At 68.6% G+C, this 16,357-nt stretch carries 15 protein-coding genes; 9 read left to right on the top strand and 6 right to left on the bottom strand.

All coding sequences use genetic code 11. The annotated features are described in order from the left end of the window. Window positions 1-130 precede the first annotated feature (130 nt). The 9 genes from rpmH (at window position 131) to NOCYR_RS27790 (ending at window position 7,113) form a co-directional block, all read left to right on the top strand. Window positions 131-274, top strand: coding sequence for a 50S ribosomal protein L34 (rpmH, locus tag NOCYR_RS28755; protein ID WP_006550910.1), 144 nt, complete (start codon window positions 131-133; stop codon window positions 272-274). A gap of 88 nt (window positions 275-362) precedes the next feature. After that, window positions 363-773, top strand: a complete 411-nt coding sequence (gene rnpA / locus NOCYR_RS28750; RefSeq protein WP_081505533.1) for a ribonuclease P protein component — start codon at window positions 363-365, stop codon at window positions 771-773. Beyond that, window positions 770-1,156 carry a membrane protein insertion efficiency factor YidD gene (gene yidD, locus NOCYR_RS27820; RefSeq protein ID WP_014353759.1) on the top strand — a complete coding sequence of 129 codons (387 nt, stop codon included), beginning with the start codon at window positions 770-772 and terminating at the stop codon, window positions 1,154-1,156. The genes rnpA and yidD overlap by 4 nt, the downstream gene beginning before the upstream one ends. Before the next feature lie 4 nt (window positions 1,157-1,160). Continuing rightward, window positions 1,161-2,231 (top strand): membrane protein insertase YidC, encoded by a 1,071-nt coding sequence (gene yidC, locus NOCYR_RS27815; protein ID WP_014353758.1) that lies wholly within the window; start codon window positions 1,161-1,163, stop codon window positions 2,229-2,231. 159 nt (window positions 2,232-2,390) lie between these two features. After that, on the top strand, window positions 2,391-2,894 hold the full coding sequence (locus tag NOCYR_RS27810) for a protein jag (protein ID WP_081505532.1): 504 nt from the start codon (window positions 2,391-2,393) through the stop codon (window positions 2,892-2,894). 134 nt (window positions 2,895-3,028) lie between these two features. Then, complete coding sequence (gene rsmG / locus NOCYR_RS27805; protein WP_048833807.1) at window positions 3,029-3,781, top strand: 16S rRNA (guanine(527)-N(7))-methyltransferase RsmG; 753 nt, start codon at window positions 3,029-3,031, stop codon at window positions 3,779-3,781. Window positions 3,782-4,148: 367 nt separating this feature from the next. Continuing rightward, the gene (locus NOCYR_RS27800; RefSeq protein ID WP_228781346.1) at window positions 4,149-5,105 is read left to right on the top strand and encodes a ParA family protein; all 957 of its coding nucleotides are present in this window, start codon (window positions 4,149-4,151) and stop codon (window positions 5,103-5,105) included. A gap of 49 nt (window positions 5,106-5,154) precedes the next feature. Then, window positions 5,155-6,168, top strand: a complete 1,014-nt coding sequence (locus NOCYR_RS27795; protein WP_014353753.1) for a ParB/RepB/Spo0J family partition protein — start codon at window positions 5,155-5,157, stop codon at window positions 6,166-6,168. A 207-nt stretch (window positions 6,169-6,375) separates the two neighbouring features. Beyond that, the gene (locus tag NOCYR_RS27790) at window positions 6,376-7,113 is read left to right on the top strand and encodes a hypothetical protein (protein ID WP_048833805.1); all 738 of its coding nucleotides are present in this window, start codon (window positions 6,376-6,378) and stop codon (window positions 7,111-7,113) included. 75 nt (window positions 7,114-7,188) lie between these two features. On the opposite strand, the gene NOCYR_RS27785 is transcribed toward NOCYR_RS27790, so the two are convergent. The 6 genes from NOCYR_RS27785 to NOCYR_RS27760 form a co-directional block, all read right to left on the bottom strand. Then, on the bottom strand, window positions 7,189-8,379 hold the full coding sequence (locus NOCYR_RS27785) for an N-acetylmuramoyl-L-alanine amidase (protein ID WP_014353751.1): 1,191 nt from the start codon (window positions 8,377-8,379) through the stop codon (window positions 7,189-7,191). Window positions 8,380-8,559: 180 nt separating this feature from the next. After that, the gene (gene trxA, locus NOCYR_RS27780) at window positions 8,560-8,886 is read right to left on the bottom strand and encodes a thioredoxin (RefSeq protein ID WP_014353750.1); all 327 of its coding nucleotides are present in this window, start codon (window positions 8,884-8,886) and stop codon (window positions 8,560-8,562) included. A 47-nt stretch (window positions 8,887-8,933) separates the two neighbouring features. Next, window positions 8,934-9,920 (bottom strand): thioredoxin-disulfide reductase, encoded by a 987-nt coding sequence (trxB, locus tag NOCYR_RS27775; RefSeq protein ID WP_014353749.1) that lies wholly within the window; start codon window positions 9,918-9,920, stop codon window positions 8,934-8,936. A 77-nt stretch (window positions 9,921-9,997) separates the two neighbouring features. Beyond that, window positions 9,998-10,786, bottom strand: a complete 789-nt coding sequence (locus tag NOCYR_RS27770; protein ID WP_014353748.1) for a hypothetical protein — start codon at window positions 10,784-10,786, stop codon at window positions 9,998-10,000. Between the two features lie 105 nt (window positions 10,787-10,891). Next, entirely contained in the window at window positions 10,892-11,521 is a 630-nt protein-coding gene (gene sigM, locus NOCYR_RS27765; RefSeq protein ID WP_014353747.1) for an RNA polymerase sigma factor SigM, read from the bottom strand. A gap of 240 nt (window positions 11,522-11,761) precedes the next feature. Continuing rightward, window positions 11,762-15,553 (bottom strand): peptidoglycan biosynthesis protein MviN, encoded by a 3,792-nt coding sequence (locus NOCYR_RS27760; protein ID WP_014353746.1) that lies wholly within the window; start codon window positions 15,551-15,553, stop codon window positions 11,762-11,764. Window positions 15,554-16,357 lie beyond the last annotated feature (804 nt).

Raw genomic sequence — 16,357 nt, 5'->3', positions numbered from 1 at the left:
TACAGTCACCCCTCGGTGCGGTGGCTGTCCTGTGCTGACTGTTCGCCAGGATCGCCGCACGTCGAGGATGGGCGAATCACCGAAAAGCTTCGGGCGCGACCGGCGCCCACCAACTCGAGGAGTGTTGACCGTGGCCAAGGGCAAGCGGACGTTCCAGCCGAACAACCGTCGTCGGGCGCGGGTTCACGGCTTCCGCCTCCGGATGCGGACCCGTGCGGGCCGCGCCATCGTTTCCGCGCGTCGCCGTAAGGGCCGCGCCAGCCTGACGGCCTGATCCACCCCCCGGATTCGGTGTCGGATGTCCGTTTCGCCGAACGCTGCGCTCCTCGTCCCTGATCGCTCACTCGCCCCCGGACTCTCGGGTGCTGCCTGAGCCGAATCGGCTGCATTGTCGTGCCGACTTCTCCAGGACGGTGCGTCGCGGCCAGCGAAGCGGGAGGCGGGATCTGGTGGTGCACGCGTTCGTGCACACCGCGGATCCGGCCGCCGAACCGACCGAGGATGAGTTGATTCGCGTCGGCGGTCCGCGCTTCGGATTGATCGTCAGCAAGGCGGTGGGCAACGCGGTGATTCGTCACCGGGTGGCCCGCCGCCTGCGTCATATCTGCGCCGAGATGCGCACCGAGATTCCCGTCGAGGCCGATATCGTCATCCGCGCGTTGCCCGGCGCCGCCACCGCCGACTCGGCGGAACTGCTGCGTCAGCTGCGCGGCGCGGCCCGCAAACTCGGCCTCGGGGTCCGGCCCGTCGTCCGCTCGGGTGAACCGGCATGAGATCGCCCGCGTTCCTGGTCCGGTTGCCGGCCAATATTCTGATCTTCCTGATCGAGCTCTACCGGACCTATGTGTCCCCCACCCGGATGCCGGTCTGCCGCTTCACCCCGACCTGTAGCGAGTACGCGGTCACCGCGTTGCGCACCCGAGGGCTGTTCATCGGCCTCGGACTGACGGTCGTGCGTCTGGCCAAATGCGCACCCTGGCACCCTGGTGGGTGGGACCCCGTTCCGGAGCGCAGACGCCGCGACGAGCACGGGAACGAGGCAACCGCCGAATCGTCACGGGAAACGACCCCGCCGGCCGACTCGGAGCCGGAGGCCAAGGCTTGTACAGGACCACCGTCCGCGGTGGTCGGCGATACGAACGACGGGAGTGCATAGAGCCGTGCTCGACTTCATCTACTATCCGGTGTCCTGGATCCTCTGGTTCTGGCATCGGGTCTTCGGCTTCGCGTTCGGCGCGGACAACGGACTCACCTGGGCGCTGGCCGTGGTGTTCCTGGTGTTCACGCTGCGCTTGGTGCTCTACAAGCCATTCGTGAAGCAGGTGCGCACCACCAAGCAGATGCAGGAATTGCAGCCGCAGATCAAGGCGCTGCAGACCAAGTACAAGAACGACCGCCAGAAGATGGCGCTGGAGATGCAGAAGCTCCAGAAGGAGAACGGCTTCAACCCGCTCATGGGCTGCCTGCCGATCCTGGCGCAGGTGCCGGTCTTCCTCGGTCTGTTCCACGTGCTGCGCTCGTTCAACCGGACCGGGCACGGTTTCGGTCAGCTCGGCATGGACCCCTACACCAACGCGCACACGCCGAACTATGTCTTCAGCGCGGCCGACGTCCAGTCGTTCCTGAGCGCCCGTATCTTCGGCGCGCCGATCTCCGCGTTCATCACCACCCCGGCCAACGAGCTGCTGGCGTTCGAGGATTACGGCGGCATCCCGAGCCGGATCTCCATCGCCGCCGTCGCGATCCCGTTGATGGTCATCGCCTCCGTCGCCACCCACTTCAACGCCCGCGCCTCGGTCGCGCGGCAGACCGAAGCAGCCGCGTCCAACCCGCAGGCCGCGCTGATGAACAAGCTGGCGCTGTGGGTGTTCCCGCTCGGCGTGCTCGTCGGTGGCCCGTTCCTGCCGATCGCCATCCTGCTGTACTGGGTGTCCAACAACATCTGGACCTACGGGCAGCAGCACCTCGTCTTCGGTCGCATGGCAAAGGAAGAGGAAGCCAAGAAGCAGGCCAAGCTCGAGCAGCGGGCGCAGAACGCGCCGAAGCCGGGCGCCAAGCCGGTGGACACCCGCAAGAAGCAGCCCGCGGCGTCGAGCGACGACGAGACCGCGACCACCAACGGTGCGCCGCCGGTGGCCAAGGCGGCCGGCAAGCAGGGCGGCCAGAAGCGTCCGGGCGGCCAGAAGCGGTCGGGCAACCGCGGCCGGGCCAACCAGAAGCGCCGCCGCTGAGTCCGGTTCAGCCGAGCGCATTCGATCAGTGGGAGACCACGATCGCCGAGCAACCCCTTGATCGTGGTGCAGCCGGACACCCGGTGGCCGCGACGAGCAGATGAAGGAAAACACATGACAGTTGAGAGCGACGGAGGGGACGCCACTGTGGCAACGACGATGGTTGATGCCGACACCGAAGCGGCCGATGTGACCGACGCCGAGGAAGCGCTCATCGAAGAGGGCGAGATCGCGGGCGACTACCTGGAGCAGTTGCTCGACGTGCTCGACTTCGATGGCGATATCGATCTGGACGTCGAGGGCGACCGCGCGGTGGTGAGCATCGACGGCGGCCGCGACCTGTCGAAGCTGGTCGGCCGCAACGGTGAGGTGCTCGACGCGCTGCAAGAGCTGACCCGCCTGGCCGTGCAGCAGGCGACCGGCGTGCGCAGCCGGCTGATGCTGGACGTCGCCGGCTGGCGTGCCAAGCGTCGTGAGGAGTTGAGCGCGCTCGGCACCGCCGCCGCGAAGCGAGTGCAGGAGACCGGCGCCCCCGAGTCGCTGGCTCCGATGACGCCGTTCGAGCGCAAGATCGTGCACGACGCCGTCGCCGCCGTCGACGGTGTGGCGAGCGAGAGCGAAGGCGTCGAGCCGAACCGGCACGTGGTTGTCGTCCCGGCTTGACGGATAGACCGGCACGCCCCGTGCGCTGACGGGGCGGGCAATGGTTGGATAGGGCCTCGGGTCTTCGGACCGGGGCCCTTCTCCATTTTCTGGCCGGCGGCGCCCGGCACTGATTGTCGATGACGCTCGGAAGGATGTTTCACGTGGAACGAGATCTCGGCGGAGCGACCGAGTTGCCGGCCGAGCTGGAGCCGCCGGCGGTCGCCGCCACGGTCTTCGGTGACCGTCTCGATCTGGCCCGCCGCTACTGTGCCGCGCTGGCGACCGCCGGAGTGGAGCGCGGACTGATCGGACCACGTGAAGTCCCCCGCCTCTGGGATCGCCACATCCTCAACTGTGCCGTCGTCGGTGAACTGATCCCGGAGGGCGCGTCGGTCGTCGATATCGGTAGCGGTGCCGGGCTACCCGGAATCCCATTGGCCATCGCGCGGCCCGATCTGCGAATCACCTTGGTGGAACCGCTCTTGCGTCGCACCATCTTTCTCAGTGAGTTCATCGAGGAGGCCGGTCTCGAGGTCGCGGTCGTGCGCGGCCGGGCCGAGCAGTCCGGGGTGATTCATGAAGCCGGCGGCGCCGACGTCGTCACCTCGCGGGCGGTGGCGCCGCTGGCGAAGCTGGCGCAGTGGTCCCTCCCCCTCGTCCGGGACCACGGACGAATGCTCGCACTCAAGGGTGTCAGCGCGGCCGAGGAATTGGCGCGCGACGCCGACGCTCTCGCGCGTGCCGGTGCGGGCAAGGCGGAGGTCCTGGAATGCGGTGCCGGGATCGTGGAAACCCCGACGCTCGTCATCAGCGCCGAGCGCCTCCCCCGCTCGGAACGACCGTCGAAACAGCGCCCGGTGAAGTCCGCGCGCCGCGCGGCGCGGGCCGCTCGGAAGGCGCACTGACCGCTGTCGGCGGTCGATGTTTCACGGGAAACATGGGTCGGCGCGCGGGAATTGTCACGGATCCGCGTGTCGTGCGCGCGTCACCGCGATTCAGCTTTCTAATCGCGCCCGGTGCTGGCAAGCTAATGGGCGTCGGGCGTGAGCGTTGGTGCCACGGAGGGATGTGGATGTCACACAGCGGCAGAAGCTCCGCTCGGTCGATCGGGCGCCGCGGTCCCGGTTGAGCATCAAGTTCGATCCGACACGGCTTGTTTGAAGACACGGCGCCGACGCATTCGGGGCACGTGATCTGGAGTTCTCGCGTTAGGAGCTGTCTATGTCGAGCGGTTCGGCGAATGTTTCACGGGAAACATCGCGAGTTCCGGGAATGCTGGATTCCAGCAACGCCGGTCCGGAAACTTTCGGAAGCACACCGTTCGGGCACATCTCCCCCAGTGAGACCCCGATTGCGGCGGAGGCGCACCGCGCGAGTCAGATACTGCATCCAGGAAAGGTGACAGTGCCGAAACCGCATGAGCAACGGATCATCACGATCGCTAACCAGAAGGGCGGCGTCGGGAAGACGACCACCGCGGTCAATCTCGCGGCCGCCCTGGCGCATCAGGGGATGAAGGTGCTCGTCATCGATCTCGATCCGCAGGGCAATGCCAGTACTGCGCTCGGGGTCGAACACCACTCGGGTGTGCCGTCGAGTTATGAACTGCTCATCGGCGAGATCTCGGTCAAAGACGCGATTCAGCAGAGCCCGCACAGCGAACGGCTACTCTGCATCCCGGCCACCATCGACCTCGCCGGTGCCGAGATCGAACTGGTGTCGATGGTCGCCCGCGAAGGCAGGCTCAAGGCCGCCATTCAGGAAGCCAATATCGCCGGCTACGACATCGACTACGTGATGATCGACTGCCCGCCGTCGCTGGGCCTGCTGACGGTGAACGCGATGGTCGCGGCCAAGGAAGTGCTGATCCCGATTCAGTGCGAGTACTACGCACTCGAGGGCGTCGGCCAGCTGATCCGCAATATCGGGCTGGTCCAGTCCCACCTCAACCCCGAACTGCACGTCTCCACCGTGATTCTCACGATGTATGACGGCCGTACCAAGCTCGCCGATCAGGTGGCCGAGGAGGTGCGCGGCCACTTCGGTGACGTGGTACTGCGCTCGGTCATCCCGCGCAGCGTAAAGGTTTCCGAGGCGCCCGGCTACGGCATGACGGTGCTCGATTACGATCCCGGTTCGCGAGGAGCGATGAGCTACCTTGATGCCGGTCGGGAAATGGCGGCACGCGCGGCGGCGAAGCGCGCGGCCGTTACCGAGGGTGCCCAGTGACGCAGGCCGAGCGGTCCTGTGGCGGTGGAACGAGAAAGGGGTAGGCCCGATGAGTCAGGCTAAGAAGGGTGGTCTGGGACGCGGTCTGGCCGCGTTGATCCCGACCGGACCGGCGTCGACCGGACTCGGTGACGCGGCGGCGAGTGTGGTTATCGGGGTCGACCCCGGGCCGATTCAGCCCGCCACGTACCTGCACACGGTGCCCTCCCCCGCCGAGACCACCCCCGAGCTCGACTCCCCCGGCGACGCCGTCTACCGCGAGATCCCGCCGGACGCTATCGAGCCGAATCCCAAGCAGCCGCGCCAGGTCTTCCAGGAAGACGCGCTGGCCGAGCTGGTGCATTCGATCCGCGAGTTCGGTCTCATGCAGCCGATCGTGGTGCGGCGCCTGGAATCCAACCCCGACCGCTATCAGCTCGTCATGGGCGAGCGGCGCTGGCGAGCCTGCCAGGAGGCCGGCCTGACCGCCATTCCGGCCATCGTCCGGGAGACCGACGACGGCTCGATGCTGCGTGACGCGCTGCTAGAGAATATCCACCGCGTCCAGCTCAATCCCCTCGAAGAGGCGGCGGCGTATCAGCAGCTGCTCGAGGAGTTCGACGTCACCCACGAGGAACTGGCCGACCGGATCGGCCGCTCGCGTTCGGCGGTGACGAATATGATCCGGCTGCTGAAGCTGCCGGTGCCGGTGCAGCGGCGGGTCGCTGCCGGGGTGTTGTCCGCGGGTCATGCGCGGGCGCTGCTCGGCCTGGAAGCCGGCGCCGATGCGCAGGAGGTGCTGGCGGCTCGAATCGTCGCCGAGGGCATGTCGGTGCGCGCGACCGAGGAAGCGGTGACGCTGGCGAACCGGGAACCGGAGAACGCGGCGCCCCCCTCCCCGCGCCGCAAGCCGATGCACGCGCCGGGATTACAGGATGTGGCCGAGCGACTGTCGGAGTCGTTCGACACGCGGGTGACGGTGAGTCTGGGCAAGCGCAAGGGCAAGATCGTCGTCGAGTTCGGCTCGGTCGACGATCTCGAGCGCATTGTCGGTTTGATGCAGCAGAACAACATCGCAACATAACGAAATAGAGCCTGTGCACCCCTGAACACCAACCCTGGCGCCGAAACGTCACTGTGACGGTGCCCGAGAATCGCACAGAGCCCCGGACCGAACAGCACAGTGACGTGGAATGAGGCGGGTTCGCTTGATCGCATATTCTTGCTGGCGAGAAGACAGTGATGCGGCGTGAGCGTGGATGAATCGGACAGCTGGAGGCTGAGCAGAGCGGTGTCGACCAGCGTCACAGCACTAACTCTGGACGGGCTGGATCAACTGCCAGCGCACGCCCGGCGCTGTGTGTTCTGGGAGATCGATCCGGCGGTGGCCGCCGACTCGCAAGAGTTCAGCGATCCGGTCTTCGAGAAGGAAGCCTGGCTGTCGACGGTGATGCTGGAGTGGGGTTCGTGCGGACAGGTCGCCACCGTCGACGGCAACGCCGCCGGCTGCGCGCTCTACGCCCCGCCGAGCGCTGTCCCGCGGGCGTCGCTGTTCCCCACCTCCCCCGTCAGCCCGGATGCCATCCTGCTGACGACGCTGCGGGCCGAACCGCCGCATCAGGACTCCGATATCGCCTATCGGCTGATTCAGGCCGTGGTGACCGATCTGATGCGCCGTGGCGTGCGGGCGCTCGAGGTCTTCGGTATCCGGGGTGATCCGCCCAGCACCGCGCTGTCGGATCGGTCGATGGGGTCGATGACGTTGATGGAACGCATCGCCACGCCGGTGCGGGACCGGCTGCGCTCCTCCGGCCGCGCCACCGCGCGCTGTGCGCCGGAGACCTGCATGATCGACGCCGACTTCCTGGAGGAGGCCGGCTTCGAGGTCGTGGCACCGCATCACCGGTTCCCCCGGCTGCGGCTGGAACTCGATTCCGATCACGGCTGGAAGGAAGACGTGGAGCGCGCGCTGGATCAGCTGCTCGCCGCCGCCTCGATGACGGTGCCGACGCGCGTCCTCAGCCTCTGACAGCCACTCCAGCACGAAACGAATCTGCCCCGCCGACAATAGGTCCGGCGGGGCAGATTTTCGTAGCTGAGAAGGTTATCCGCGGTCGGCCGCGGCGAGTTCCTCGGCGAGCAGTTCGGCGAAGGTGTAGGTACCGGTCGGCTGATCGTCCTGGCCGAGGAGGTACAGCCGCTTCACCGACACCAGGATGGCCTCGGCGATGACGTCGCGCATGCGCGGGTTGGTAAGCACCGAGGCGTCGTATTCGTTTGTCAGATAGCCGATATCGACCTGCACGGTCGGCATCTTGGTGAGCCGCAGCAGATCCCAGGTGCGCTGATGGGTCCGGCAGTCCTGCAATGAGGTCCGCGCCACCACCTCACGCTGGATGAAACCGGCGAGCACCTGCCCGATCATCGACACCGAGCCGTGCGAATTGCCGAAGTAGAAGCCGGCGACGCCGTTGGCCGACGAGCTCGGATTGTTGGCGCAGCGCAGCGAGATCATCAGATCGGCGTCGAAGGCGTTGGAGGTCTCCGCCCGCTCGGCATCGGTGGGGTTGGCGCCCCACGGCCGCGACAGGAACGTCTCCATGCCGGTGGCCGCCATCCGGCCCTCGAGCCGGCTGGCCAGATCCCACAGGATCTCCGATTCGTAGACGTCGCCGAATTCGGTCGGCACCGCCTGGCCCCGGTCCGGTCCGCCGAGACCCGGATCGATCACGATGCGTTTGCCGGTGAGCTGCGGGCCTGCGCGGTGCACCACCTCTTCCTCGGCGATGCGATGCGGATTGCCGCCGGTGACGCGGGCGCCGAGCAGCTCGAGCGAACGCAGCGTGTCCGGACCGCAGATGCCGTCGGCGGACAGGCCGATCTCGCGCTGGAAGGCGGTCAGGCCGTCGTGGGTGTGCGGCCCGAAATAGCCGTCGACGCGGTGCACGTAGAAGCCGAGGTCCTGCAGCCTGCGCTGCAGCGTCGCCACATCGTCACCGTAGAGCGGGGCCGACAGCTGATAGATCAGCGTGCGCGCGCCCAGCCGATAGGAAGCCTCTTTCAGAGCCCGGTAGGTGGCAGGACCCACGACGCCGTCCACGAGCAGCCCGCGGTGCTGCTGGAAGGCGCGCACCGCGGAGTCGAGCTGGTGATCGAAGGTGGCGTCGGTGTCTTTCCAGTACTCACGCGCGTCGTCGCCATCGGCGTTGTGCGCGTGCAGGAAACCCAGACTTGCCAGGGTGCTCCGAACCTCTGCGACGGCTGGACCGGTATCGCCGTGACGAAGTCGGTGCATGCGTGAGAGCCCTTTCCCTTCCGTCAGCCCGGGTACCCACTCATGCGATGGGCTACACCCTCGCACATCCGGAGCATCGGTCGATTGTCTCAGACCCGGACCGGATTTCGGCAATTCCGGGTCTGGGCATACTACGGCGCGTCGCCGGTGTGCGTTGCCGTACGGCGGAGTTCGCCGCGATCAGATGACGCCGTCGAGTTCGCGCAGGAGGGCGGCTTTGCCCTTGGCCCCGACGATCTGCTTGACCGGCTTACCACCGGCGAACAGCATCATAGTGGGCAGCGACAGGATCTGATAATCCTTGGCGGTGACCGGGTTGGCGTCCACGTCCAGCTTGGCGACGGTCAGCTTATCGGCATGGGTGCCCGCGATCTCCTCCAGCACCGGCGCGACCATCTTGCACGGGCCGCACCAGTCCGCCCAGAAGTCGACCAGAACCGGCTTCTCGCTGAGCAGGACGTCATCGGCGAAGGTGGCGTCGGTGACGGTGATGGTGGATTCGGACATGGGTGTTCTCCTCTAGCAAATGACGTGCGGTAACGCGGTGAGCCGGATCAGTTGGCGGGGACCGCGACCGGCTGCCCGGCGTGGTCGAGGGTGTTGGAGGTGATGTCGCCCTGTTCGGCGAGCCAGCGCTCGGCGTCGATCGCGGCGCGGCAGCCGGTGCCTGCGGCGGTGATCGCCTGGCGGTAGGTGTGATCGACCAGATCGCCCGCGGCGAAGACGCCGGGCACCGCGGTGGCGGTGGACGGATCGGCGACCTTCACATAGCCCTCGTCGTCGAGTTCGACCTGGCCACGCACCAGTTCGCTGCGCGGATCGTGGCCGATCGCGACGAACATGCCGGTGGCGGCGAGTTCGGAGGTTTCGCCGGTGCGGGTGTCACGCAGGGTGAGACCGGTCACGCTGGTGTCGCCGTTGACGCGCACGACCTCGGCGTTGGTGACCCAGCGGATCTTCTCGTTGGCCTTGGCCCGCTCCAGCATGATGCGCGAGGCGCGGAACTCGTCGCGGCGGTGCACGATGGTGACGCTGGAGGCGAACTTGGTGAGGAAGGTCGCCTCTTCCATGGCGGAGTCGCCGCCGCCGACCACCACGATGTCCTGGCCCTTGAAGAAGAAGCCGTCGCAGGTGGCGCACGCGCTGACGCCGCGGCCGAGCAGCTCCTGCTCACCGGGGACGCCGAGGTAGCGGGCGGCCGAGCCCATGGCCAGGATCACCGCGTAGGCCTCGAAGGTCTCATCGCCCACGGTGACCTTCTTCACCGGGCCGCTGAGGTCGATGGCGTCGACGTCTTCGGTGCGGATATCGGCGCCGAAGCGCTTGGCCTGATCGCGCATCTGCTCCATCAGGTCCGGGCCCATGATGCCGTCGCGGAAGCCGGGGAAGTTCTCCACCTCGGTGGTGGTCATCAGGGCGCCACCGAATTGCGTTCCCTCGAACAGCAGCGGCTGGAGTTCCGCGCGGGCCGCGTAGACGGCGGCGGTGTATCCGGCGGGGCCGGAGCCGACGATGATCAGGTCGCGAACTGGCGTGCTCATGGGGCCCTTCCGAAAGGCATCAACGGGACGTGTCGGTCAACAACAGGGTAAACGCACTTGTTCCCCGGGTGAGCGCGCTATCCGATGTCGGTGACGGCCAACACTCCCGGCTCGCCCGCGGTGCAGCCCGGCTCCACGACTAGCGCGGTGACCTTGCCGGGGGCGGTGCCCGCGAGCAGGATCAGCACCGCGTCCGCACCGCGGAAGGTGATATCGGAGGAGCCGAGGACCTTGCGGTCGTATCCGGCGGCGGTGACGCAGCCGGCGAGTTCGGTGGCGTCGGCGAGCGGACCGCGCACCTCGTGGCGGCCGAGTACGCCGAGGGCGACGCTGGTGTCCAGGTCTTCGCCGGGTGCCAGATCGGCGGTGGTGGGCGCGGCGGTGGGGCTCACCGCGTCGTCCTGGCGCACAGTGCTGATCGCGATCGCCGCGCAGGCGATCACCGCGACGACCGCCGCGGCCGCGGTGAGCAGACGCATCCGGCTACGACGGCGCTGGTCCAGTGACACCACCGAAGCCGTTGCTGCTCCGGGTGTTTCGTGCCCATCGTGCGGGGGAGCCGGTAGTTGTTCGGATATCCGCGCGGTCGGTTCCTGGTCCGATTCGGCGGGCTCCAGTTCCTCGGCCCACTGCCGCAGTTTCGCGGACAGATCCTCGGGCATCGGATGGATGATGTGGTCGTCGCGGCCGAGGGCGCGCAGCTGGGCGCCGACCTCGTCGAGGGACCGTAGGTACCGCTGGGCCTCCGGATCGCCGTGGACCGCGGGCCACAACTGTTCGCTCAGTTCGCGCGAGAGGTTGTCGGCGTGCAGGTCGGCGAGCAGCTCCGCCGAAAACGGAGGCTGCGGAACGGATCGGGTCGCCATCGCACCTCCAAAGTGTTCTTACATTTGACCTTGCACGCAGCCCGGCGAATGCCAGGCGGCGGTTACATCGTCTCGTGGTTCGTCACTATTACTGACGCAACAGGATCACATCCGGTTCCCTGGATCCCGCAGAAATTCCAAACGTTCTGCCAGCCGCTGCCGGGCCCGGGCGCAGCGGCTCTTGATGGTTCCCTCCGGGACGCCGAGCAGCACCGCCGCGTCCGCCACGCTATACCCCTCCAGATCCACCGCCACGATCGCGGTGCGCTGGTCCGGTGGCAGCGAGAACAGCGCGCGGTCGACCACCATCGACATCTCCATCCGGGAGATCTCGTCGCGTTCCTCGATTGGTTCGGGCATGTTCTCCGGCGTCAGCGAGAACGCGCGCCGGGTCTTGTTGCGCCGGATCCGGTCCAGGCAGGCGTTCACCACGATGGCGTGCAGCCAGCTGCGCACCTCGGATTCGGCTCGGAAGGAGCCTGCGGTGCGGTGCGCCGACAGCAGTGCGTCCTGGAGCGAGTCGGCGGCGTCCTCGCGGGTGTAGGAGGTCCGTAGCGCGGTCTGCCAGAGATGGTCGTTATGCCTGCGCAGCAGTTCGGCGAAGGCGTGCGGGGTGCCGGCCGCGTGGGCCCGGAGTAGTTCGGCGTCGCCGGCCGCGCCGAGGACGAGCGAACCGCCGCGCGCGAGGACCCGTGGCCTCCCCCTGCGGAAGCCCGCGTTCGTTTCCGACGACAATGCCAAACCCCTTGGACGCGCTCATCAGGGTGACCGGACGGTATGGCCGGGCACCGGCGAAATCGCAGCATGCAGGGATCGAAACGCCTGATCCCGAGAGGCTCCCCTGCTGAGAGCGCGAGCAGGATCATATCGTGGGTAACGATTCGGTAGCAACCGAACTGTGACCTGGGGCGCAGCGTGACCTGGCCGTGACGTGACGCCGATTATGCCTGGTGAGGGCGGGTTTCCGGGACTGCCTCAGCGGGCCGCGTCGAACCGGATATCGGCGATAGAGGTCTGGAACTGGCCGTCGGCGTTACCGAGGCCGGTGATCCAGACCAGCACGTAGCGGGCGGCCTGATCGGCCTGCACCGGGATCTGGGTGACGCCGTCGACCAGCGTCGCGGTGCCGATCAGCTGCGTCTGGTCCAGCGTCGGCGAGGTGGTCGGCGAGGTGCGGATCTCCACCTTGGTGCCCGGGCTCGGCGAGTTGATCGCCACGTTGGTGAGCTTGGCCGGGCTCGGCAGCGTCGCCAGCAGGCCGACACCCTTCTTCAGGGCCGGGAACTGCTGGAAGTACTGATCGGTGCGCCACATCGTCGACGGGTTGTTGTCCAGCACCGAGCCGACGCCGCTGACGTTGTCGGGGGTGCCCTCCGGAGAGAACACCGACACGCCCGTCACCGGCACCGGCACGCCCGACTTCGGTGCGGGCGCGCCCGGCGTGGCGGCCGGTTCGGCGGGTGCGGAACTGGCGGTGGTCAGGCCGATATTGCGCTGTTCGTTGAGCGGTTCATCGGAGGCGCCGGGCGCGAAGATGCTCACCATCCACCAGATGATGATGCCGACGACGAGCGCGGTGAGGATGCCGAGCCCGACCATGATCCACATCATCCGCTGCGACTTCTCCCGTTCGGCCGCAAGCAGTTCCGGATCGGCGAGGGATTCGTCGGCGGGGGCGGTGGCGCGCTGGCCGAGCCGCAGCACCGGGATGAAGTCGGTCTTCTGGTCGACCACCGAGGCCTGCTCCAGCACGTGCTGCACGGTGGCCGCGGTCCGCACGCCCTTGTTCGGCTCCAGCGAGCGCACCGCGACGGCGGAGATCTCGAACGGCACCTCGGGCCGGATCTGGCGCGGTTCCACTGGCGTGCCGTCCGGGCCGAAATCGGCCAGCCGCAGCCCGCCGACGGTGGCGGCGCTGCCGGTGACCCCGCCGGCCCGCAGCGGCCAGCGCGCGGTGATCAGGGCGTAGAGCATGGCGCCGAGACCGCGCACATCGGACTGGGCATCGGAATCGGCCAGGGTGCCGGGGAAGGCGAGCACCGCGTCACCGGAGGCGCTGATACGGACCCGGTCGGGATGGTCGATCGACAGCGAACCGCCGCCCCGGTGGGCCATCTCGGCGGCCGAGGCCAGCGCCCGGATGGCCCGGGCGGCGCCGATCGGCGAGGGCACGGTATCGGCCATTTCGCGCAGCGACCGGCCCGGCGTCCACTCGGCCACCACGATGCCGCCGGAGCTGCCGCGCACCACGTCGAGCACGCGCGCCAGGCCCGGCGAATTGATCCGGCCCAGGCGCAGGGTGCGCGACAGGATCGCCTGCGGGCCATCGTGTCCGGAGTTGTCGGCGGCCTTCTGATCGGCGTCGACGAAGGTGAGCGCGACCTCGCGATCGAGCTTGATGTCGAGCGCCTGCCAGAACTTCAGGCCGCGCGCACCGCCGTGGCTGGCCAGCAGCCGGTAGCGGCCACCCGCGACGGATGCACCGGGCATCAGCTTCGGGCCGCGCGGGGTGCGCCGCGGGCCACCACCGTCACCGCCGCCGACGGGCGGCATGACCGGCAGCATGCCGGTGTCGTACATCGGATCGCGCGGCGGCGGCGCGTGGCGCTCGGTGCGGTCGTCTGTGTGTTCGGCGTCGGCGGACGGGTCCGCGGCCTGCGGATCGTCGTGCTCCGGCTGGTGCGCCGATGCGGAATCGGGCTGCTCCCCCGCGGCGTGCGGAACGTCGGTGGAGAGCCCGCCCGCCGTGTTCGCAGCTGATTCGGGGGCCGGGACGCCGCCCACCGCGTCGTCGCTCACCCTCGGTCCTCCTTCGCCCTGATGTGTCGCAACCCCGGCGAATTCGCCACTTGTGCTTCTCTGCCGAACAGGGTACGGGAACTCGCCGACCCCGGTGATGTCAACAGCATTCGAGCGGATAACGGGTAGCACCATGGTCTGTGCGTCCATGGGGTCGTAATGGGAGTAGGCCAGGTACGGATCGGGCCTGCGCAGGATCTGGGTGGCGTATTCGTCCTCGACGGGTTCGTCCAGGCCCAGATCGGGGGCGGGCGGGGTGATGCCGAGCTTGCGCGAGATCGCGACGGTGATGGCGACGATCTCCGGGATGCCTGCCAGCCGCATCAGTCCGAAGGCCACCCCGAACATCACCAGCGAGGTGATGACGACGCGGATGAACGAGCCGGGGCCTTCCAGCGCGTCCGAGAGCCGGTGCAGGCCGAGTACCTCGTCCACGATCAGCATCACCGCGCCACCGGCCGCCGAGCACAGCACGACCCGGGTGATCGTGTGCCCGACGTTGGCCATGCGCAGATCGCCGAGGCTGCGGTGCAGCAGGTAGCCGCCGATGAAGGCGCCCGCGGTGAAGCCGACGCCGGTGGCGGCGCCGAGCACCATCACCACCTGATCGCCATTGCTGGCCAGCACCGGCGCCAGCGCCGAACCGATGATTTTGACCGTGACGATGCCGAGGATGATCCAGGTCGGCGTCCAGGCCTGTTCCCTCGCGTAGAAGACGCGCAGATGGATCAGCACCAGCGCGTACGGGATCAGCGTGAAGGCCGACCAGCTGACCGCCTGGCCCAGGCGTTCGGCGTCCTCGGCGAAGCGGGCGTAGCCGAACAGTGCCTCGCCGACCTGCGGGCCGGCCAGGGTCAGGAATACGACGATCGGGATCAGCGCGATCATCGTCAGCCTGGTCGCGGCGGACAGATCGTCGACCACGGCGGGGGTGTCGTCGTTGGCGGCGTTGCGGCTCAGCCGCGGCATGATCGCGGTGAGCAGGGTGACGCCGAGCACGCCGTAGGGCAGCTGCAGCAGCGCCCAGGCGTTGTTGTAGATCGCCGGGCCCGCGGCGTCGGCCTGGGAGGAGATGTGGTTGGCGAAGATCGTGCCGATCTGGCTGATCAGCACGTAGAGAATGATCGCGGCGCCCATGGTGCCGAACTGCTTGAGCCGTTCGTCCACACCCCACAGCGGGCGCAGATCGATGCCTTCGCGGCGGATGGCCGGGATCAGCACCATCGCCTGGGTGACGACGCCGAGGGTCACGCCGACGCCGAGGATCAGCAGCTTCGGATCACCCATCCGCACCGGGTCCAGGGAGATCTCGCCCGGCGTCACCGCGTAGAGGCCGAGCGTCACCAGTACGACGACGTTGTTGAACACCGGCGCCCAGGCCCCTGGCCGGAAGTTCTGCCTGGTGTTCAGGATGGCCGTGAACAGCGCCGACATGCCGTAGAACAGGATCGCCGGTACCAGCAGGAACGTCAGCGCGGTGGTCAGGTCGGTGTTCACTTCGCCGTCGGCGGCGACGAACAGATGGGTGGCCAGGATCGGCGCCGAGGCCGTGGCCAGTAGAGCCGCGGTCGCCAGCACTACGAAGGCGGCCGTGACCAGGCGGCGGACGAACGCGGCGCCGCCGTCGGCGTCCTCCTGTTCGGCGCGGACCAGGGTGGGCACCACGATCGCGGTGAGCACGGCGCCGAGCACCAGTTCGGCGATCATGTTCGGGATCAGGCTGGCCGAGGTGAAGGCACTGGCGATGGCCGGACCCAGCACGGTGAGCAGCAGCAGCTGCTTACCGAAGCCGGTGATGCGGCTGATGAGGGTGGCGAAGGCGATGGAGCCGGAGTCACGCAGCAGCCGTGCGTTGGCGCTTTCCTTGGACTCTTTCTCGGCCACGACCACCGGCATGCCCTTGGTGCCGGGCCGGTCGGCGGACTCGGCGCGCGGCGCCACCCGTTCGGGCGGGGCGGGACGGCGCACCTGGGGCTGCGGCTGGGTCGGCGGACGATGCGGCTCGCCGGCGTGCGCCGGCCGATTCTGCGGCGGCCGGCCCTGACCCGGCGCCGATTGACCCTGCGGCGGTTGGCCGGGGCCGCGCGGGGGCTGGCCGGGGCCGTGGGACGGCTGGCCTCCGGCGCGCGCGGGCCGATTCTGCGGGGACCGGCCCTGACCCGGCGCCAATTGACCCTGCGGCGGGTGGCCGGGGCTGTGTGGCGGTTGATCGTGCTGCGGGGGCCCGGGCGGGCGCTGCGGTTGGCCGGGGTGTGGCGGCCTGCCCTGTTGCGGCGGTGCGGGACGTACGGGGCGTTGCCGCGGAAGTTCCCCGCTGCGGTCGCCGCGCGCCGGCACCGGACGCTGCTGAGGTAGCTCACCGCTGCGGGGATCGCGCGGTGGCATCGGACGTTGCTGGGGCAGTTCGCCGCTGCGGGGATTACCCCCACCCTGCGGCGGCCGGCCGCGCGGCGGGATCCGCTGCGGCGGCGGTAGTGGACCCGGCCGTCCCGGCTGCGCGGGCGGCCCGGGCCGCGGTTCGGCCGGATAACTCTGCTGACCGGGATGCACGGGCGGCCCCGGACGCTGCGGCGGCGGCATGCGACGGCCGGGAGCGGGCGGCTCGCCCGGACGACTGATCCGCGGCACCGCGGGACCCTGGCCGTCGCCGGTCATGCCCGGCTCCGCGTGCGGTCCCCGTTCCCAGGGCGCCGCGGGGGCCCGCCGGGCCGGTGGTCCGTCGGGGCGGTCCTCGGGTCGCTGATGAGCGAATTGATCATCGTCGCCCATCAT

The sequence above is a fragment of the Nocardia cyriacigeorgica GUH-2 genome, from assembly GCF_000284035.1.
GTDB classification, from domain to species: Bacteria; Actinomycetota; Actinomycetes; order Mycobacteriales; family Mycobacteriaceae; genus Nocardia; species Nocardia cyriacigeorgica_B.
Note: the sequence above shows the minus strand (reverse complement) of the source record. Positions and strands in the feature narration are given on the sequence as shown.